At 48.0% G+C, this 6,534-nt stretch carries 2 protein-coding genes; both read left to right on the plus strand.

The annotated features are described in order from the left end of the window. On the plus strand, window positions 1-1,403 hold a 1,403-nt coding region (locus tag EXT47_RS23505), incomplete at its 5' end, for a non-ribosomal peptide synthetase (protein ID WP_205991278.1). After that, window positions 1,400-6,534: non-ribosomal peptide synthetase (locus EXT47_RS23510; RefSeq protein ID WP_130127737.1), on the plus strand; the 5,135-nt coding region annotated here is incomplete at its 3' end. The genes EXT47_RS23505 and EXT47_RS23510, both read left to right, overlap by 4 nt.

Consider the following 6,534-nt stretch of genomic DNA (forward strand, 5'->3'; position numbering starts at 1 on the left):
ATAATCTGTCGGTATCATCTGTGGGATTATGCGCTGAGCATCTGGCGTATGTGATATATACCTCAGGCTCTACCGGGCAACCTAAGGGGGTTATGGTCGAGCACAGAAACACTGCAGCCCTGTTGGCCTGGGCGTTGGATTTTTATAGCCGGGAAACCTTAGGGTGCGTGCTGGCTTCAACTTCGATGTGCTTCGATCTGTCGATTTTTGAAATATTTGCACCTCTGGCCGCCGGAGGTTCGGTTTTGATCGTTAAGAATATTCTTAATTTCTTTGAGACTGATGCCCTAGACAAAGTTACTTTAGTCAACACGGTGCCTTCGGCGGCTAAGATTTTACTTTCTGGTAAAAAGCTGCCAGTAAAATTAAAAACGATAAATCTGGCGGGAGAAGCATTAAAGCAAGATTTGGTTGATAGCCTATATCAGGCAGGTTTTAGCTCTGTGTATGACCTATACGGGCCATCAGAAGATACCACCTATTCCACCTATAAATTGCGAACAGCCAAGGGGCGGGCGAGCATAGGTATCGGGATAGCCAATACCCAGCTTTATGTGTTAACGCAATCAGGCCAGCTAGCCCCAAAAGGGGTGAGTGGGGAACTATACATAGGCGGAGCGGGATTAACTCGGGGTTATCTGAACCGGCCAGAACTGAATGATGAAAAGTTTGTTACCAATCCATTTTATGACGGTTTGGGCAGTAACAGCAGTAAACGTTTGTATCGAACAGGGGATCTTGTGCGTTGGCTGCCCAGCGGTGAGCTGGAGTACTTGGGTCGTATTGACCATCAGGTGAAGGTGAGAGGATATCGCATTGAGCTGGGAGAAATTGAACATGTCCTAGAAGAGTGCGATGGGATTAAAGAAGCCGTGGTGCTCGCTCGCGAAGCGGGAGGAAATGACAAACGCTTGGTAGGCTATCTGGTTGCCACGGGTGCAGATAGTCATGAAGCGCGGTTAATCGAAGAAGCGCGTCAGCATGCGCGTAAAACCTTACCTGACTATATGGTGCCCACCGCCTTTGTGTTGCTAGAGCATTTGCCGTTAACCGCTAATGGTAAGGTTGACCGTAATGCCTTGCCTGAACCCGATATAGAGGCATTGAGGCCGGAATATGTGGCCCCGCAGACGGAAACAGAAAAAGGTTTGTCTGGTATCTGGCAAGAGGTGTTGGAGATAGACAGGGTGGGTGTGCTGGATGACTTTTTCCTACTCGGGGGGCATTCCTTATTGGTGATGAAGCTGCTGGCAAAAATAGAAAAGCGCTTACATGTGAAACTATCTGTTACTTATACCTTTACCATGGGTAATTTAAGCGCCTTGGCCCAGCATATTGATGCATTAACTGGTAAACATGATCCTGATAATAACAGTGAAGAATTGGATTTTTTTGAAATATGAACGTTATTGATTTTATTAATTTTCTACACGAAAAAAAGATATATTTAAAAGTACAGAACGGTAAACTGCAAATCAATGCCGCTAAAGGGGCTATGACTCAGACCCTGCTCGCACAATTAAAAGAAAAAAAAGGGCAAATCATAGAATATCTTGATTCGACTAAACCTGGGATGGACATTGTCCGGGTATCTCGTGAGCAAGTGTTAAAAGCCTCTTATTCCCAACAAAGTTTGTGGCTGTTAGAACAGATAGATAGCGGCACTGAAGTTTATAATATGCCCGCGGCCTTAAAGCTTACCGGCGACTTAAACCTGATTGCCATTCAGCAGGCATTTACCAGTGTAGTGGCACGCCATGAAAGTCTGCGTACCTGCTTTGCAGCCGGTGAAGATGGCGAGCCGATACAGGTGATTCAGGCGGCTGAACCGTTTGATGTGCCAGTAACCGATTTATCTGGGGTAGCCGAGGGGGAAAGAGAAACCCAGATTCGTATCCTAGTCACCAAAGAAGCTGCGCTGGAATTTGATCTTAGCCGGGATCTAATGCTGCGGGCCAAGTTAATTAAAGTTTCATCTCAGGAGCACGTTCTGCTGGTAACCATGCATCATATTGCTTCGGATGGCTGGTCTATGGGTATATTGGTGAATGAGTTTAGCCATTTATATAGTGCATATGTCCAAGGGCAGGAGAATCCTTTACCTCCCCTGGCTATCCAATATGCAGACTATGCTAACTGGCAGCGCCAATGGCTGCAGGGAGAGGTGCTGGATGCTCAGATGGGGTATTGGGAAAAGCAGCTGGCAGACTTGCCTGATGTACACGGATTGCCGTTGGATTACCCCAGACCTTCGATCCAGAGTTTTGCCGGTGATGTCTATGTCTCAACTATAGCTAAGGACACTTTAGACGGGTTAAAGGACGTGTGCCAGAGGCAGGGAGCCACGTTATTTATGGGCCTGCATGCGGCGTTTTCGGTATTATTATCCCGCTACAGCAATGAAAAGGACATTGTATTGGGCACCCCTGTGGCCAACCGTGAGCAGTCAGAAATTGCCGAGCTGATAGGCTTTTTTGTTAATACCTTAGTTTTGCGCAGCAATCTGTCCGGCAATCCGAGCTTCAATGAACTGCTCAGGCAAAGTAAAACTATGTTGCTGGAAGGTTATGCCCACCAACAGGTGCCTTTTGAACAAATCGTAGAACGGCTGCAGCCCCAACGCAGCTTGAGTCACAGCCCGTTATTCCAGGTGATGATAGAATTTCAAAATAATGATGAGGGCAATTTATCTCTGCCGGGGTTAACGGCGCAGTATCTGGATCACCAGGGAGGCATGAATGTCGCCAAGTTTGATCTGACCTTGAATATTTTTGAAGGTCAGGACGGTCTTCACCTAGGCTGGCACTATAATACCGATCTCTTTAAGCGGGAAAGCATTGAGGGAATGAGCCAGCACTTTAACCTGTTACTTGCAGAGTTATTGCGCTTGCCGGAAGAAAGTGTTTTTGCCCTGGAGCTAGTTAGCGATGAGGAGCGCCGCCAGATCCTATGCGATTGGAATGATACACAGGCAGATTTTCCGTCGCAAACCTGTATCCACGAACTATTCGAACATCAGGCAGAGCAAAACCCACAAAAAGAAGCCCTAGTGTATCAAGGGGTTGCTTTTAGTTATGATGAGTTAAACCTCAGGGCTAATCAGCTAGCCCATTACCTTAAGGCGCAAGGTGTCAAGCCAGATACTCTGGTTGGTCTGTGCATCGAACGTTCATTTGATATGGTGATCGGCCTGTTAGGGATTCTTAAAGCTGGAGCCGCCTTTGTCCCTTTGGAGCCGTCATACCCTGAGGCCAGAATCGCCTATATGCTGGATGATGGTGATATGGGAATCGTGATCACCCAGCAGAGGTTTTTATCTGAATTACCTTTACTGGCGCCGCTGGCATTATGTTTGGATGATGACAAAGTTCGTGATGAGTTAGCCAGCATGCCGCAGAATAACCAGGCAGTTTCGTCACTTGGTTTATGTCCTCACCACTTAGCCTATGTGATCTATACCTCGGGTTCTACTGGGAAGCCGAAAGGGGTTATGGTTGAACACCAAGCCTTGTCGAACCGTATTTACTGGATGGATCAGGAATATACATCAACTCCCCAGGACAGATTTTTACAAAAAACGCCTTTTAGCTTTGATGTCTCCGTCTGGGAATTCATCTGGCCGCTTACCACAGGCGCAAGCTTGGTTTTGGCTAAACCTGAAGGACACAAAGATCCAGCCTATTTGTCTTCGCTGATGGCACAAGAAAACATCACCAAAGTGCATTTTGTTCCCTCTATGCTGGGAAGCATGCTGGCTTTTGGCCTGCTGGGGGATTGCCGTTCGTTAAAGCAAATCTTTTGTAGTGGAGAAGCTCTTAGTAGACATCATGTCGACGATGTCTTGGTGCAGTGTCCGAATGTTGAGTTACATAATTTATATGGACCGACAGAAGCGAGCATAGACGTGAGCTTCTGGAATTGCAGGGAAACAGCGTTATCAGCGAGCATCCCTATCGGCCGACCTATTGCCAATACCCAGCTGTATGTGATGGATCAGCAACAACATCTTGCCCCAATTGGTGTTGCCGGGGAATTGTATATCGGGGGAATTGGCTTAGCCCGGGGTTATATCAAGCGTGAGCAATTGACGGCAGAAAAGTTTGTCGAGAACCCTTTCTACGATAAGCACAAACCGAGCAGCAGCCCAAAATTGTACCGTACCGGGGATCTCGTGCGTTGGTTGGCGGACGGTACGCTTGAATACCTGGGGCGCATAGACCATCAAGTGAAAGTACGTGGCTTTAGGATCGAATTGGGAGAAATAGAGCATGCGCTGGCGGCATATCCCGGCGTTAAGGAAGCCGTCGTTCTGGCCCGAGAGTTAGTGCAAGGAGATAGCCGCTTGATTGGTTACCTCGTTGCCCCCGAAGCAGGGAGTGATGATGCCGCCTTTATCGAAGATATCCGCCATTACTTGGGCCGCCAGTTGCCTGAATATATGCTCCCTTCATTTTTTGTGTTACTCGATAGTCTGCCGTTAACCGCAAATGGCAAACTCGACCGCAATGCTATGCCTGAACCGGATATGCTGTTCTCGAGAAAAGAATATCTAGCTCCCCGTACCGAGATGGAAAAGATCTTGTGTACTGTCTGGCAGGAAGTATTGGGTGTTGAACGAGTTGGCATTCGGGATAACTTTTTTGAATTAGGCGGTCACTCTTTACTTGTGATGCAGGTGATTTCACGGCTGCAGCAACAAGGTAAGGCGATGGCGGCACGGCAACTTTTTGCGGCCCGCTCTCTGGAAGAACTGGCGGTGGCGATGAGCGAGCACCAGGAAAAAGAAGTTGCCGTATTCAGGGCGCCGAAGAATCTAATCCCGGCCCAATGCCAGCAGTTAACTCCCGAGATGTTGCCATTAGTGGATTTAACTCCAGTGGAGATTGAGCATTTAACGGCCCAGGTCCCGGGCGGGGCGGAAAATATCCAAGATATTTACCCACTGGGGCCATTACAGCAGGGGATTTTATTCCACCATACCCTAGACCCGGAAAATGATCCCTATGTAACCCCGATATTGTTTAAACTAGACGATGAGGCGGCGGTTAATTCTTTTATTGAAGGCTTAGAGTTTTTGATCGCCCGCCATGATGTTTTCCGCTCGTCTATGCAGTGGCAGGGCGTAGGTGAACCGATACAAATCGTACAGCGTGAGGCAAAATTATCGGTTGGCAGAATTCGCGTAGGTAAAGACCAGTCTCCGTTAAATGCGCTAGAGGAATACAGTGCGAGCCAAAGGATAAAAGTCGATCTTCGCCGGGCGCCATTATTAAATGTCACCGTAGCTACAGCCGAAGGTGAGGCAGAGCGGCATGTGTTGTTGCAAATTCACCATATTATTGAAGATGCCACTTCCCTGCAAATTTGTGAAAAGGAATTGGCCTATTTCCTTGGCGGCATTAGTGATCAGTTACAGCCGCCCGTTCCTTATCGGGAGTTCATCGCCCATGCTCTGCACCTGGCGCAGGTTAATGATGCTCAGGCTTACTTTTCACAGACTTTAGGTGATATCACTGAGCCGACCTTACCCTTTAACTTACATAATATACAAGGGAAAGGCAGTAATGTTACTGAGCTGGCTCAGGCACTGCCACAAAACTTGTCTATCCAACTAAGGGAGGTTGCAAAAAAGATACAAGTCACGCCAGCGGCACTGTTCCATGCTGGCTGGGCTAGGGTAATTGCCACTTGCAGCGGTAAAGATGACGTGGTCTTTGGTACGGTAATGTCGGGACGATTGCAAGGGACTTTCGGGGCTGAGGAAATGCTCGGCGTCTTCATTAACACCTTACCGGTGCGGGTCAAATCCGCCGGAGCCGATGCCGTCACTCTCGTGCAACAGGTGCAAGCATCTCTGTTGGATTTGTTACCGTATGAACAGGCGAGTTTGTCCATGGCGCAAGCTTGCTCTGGACTTAAGAGCAATGTCCCTTTGTTTTCTTCAATCCTTAACTACCGTCATCAGGTACGTACTGATGCTGATGATGAAACCTTGGAAAAAGAAGGACACGAATCATCCGTTGGTATTGAAGAAATCTCCGGCCAGGAAAGAACCAACTATCCGGTCAGTTTATCCGTCGATGATCTCGGTGAGAGTTTTACCCTCAATATAAAGGTTGTTGCTGAGATTTCTGCGCAGCAAGTCATGGCCTATATGTACAAGGCTATAGAGATCTTAGTGCAAGCTCTGTCAACTGATAGCGCCGTAACCCTTGATACTCTGTCTTTGTTACCGGATGAAGAGTGCAAGACATTACTCGACACTGCAAAAGTTATCCGCAAAAGTGGTGTGCAGGAGGCATGCATTCATGAGTTATTTGAAAGATCTGCCAAAGCGCATCCACAGGAAACTGCCCTGATCACCAAAGCGGGCAAGCTGAGTTATGACCAGCTAAACCGCCGTGCCAACCAGTTGGCCCGATACCTGAAACAGCAAGGTGTGAAGCCAGATACCCTTGTCGGGCTTTGTGTTGAACGCTCGGTGGATATGGTGGTAGGCATTCTGGGGATCCTCAAAGCTGGTGGGGCCTATGT

This window comes from Pseudoalteromonas sp. CO342X (assembly GCF_004208915.1).
Taxonomy (GTDB): Bacteria; Pseudomonadota; Gammaproteobacteria; order Enterobacterales; family Alteromonadaceae; genus Pseudoalteromonas; species Pseudoalteromonas maricaloris.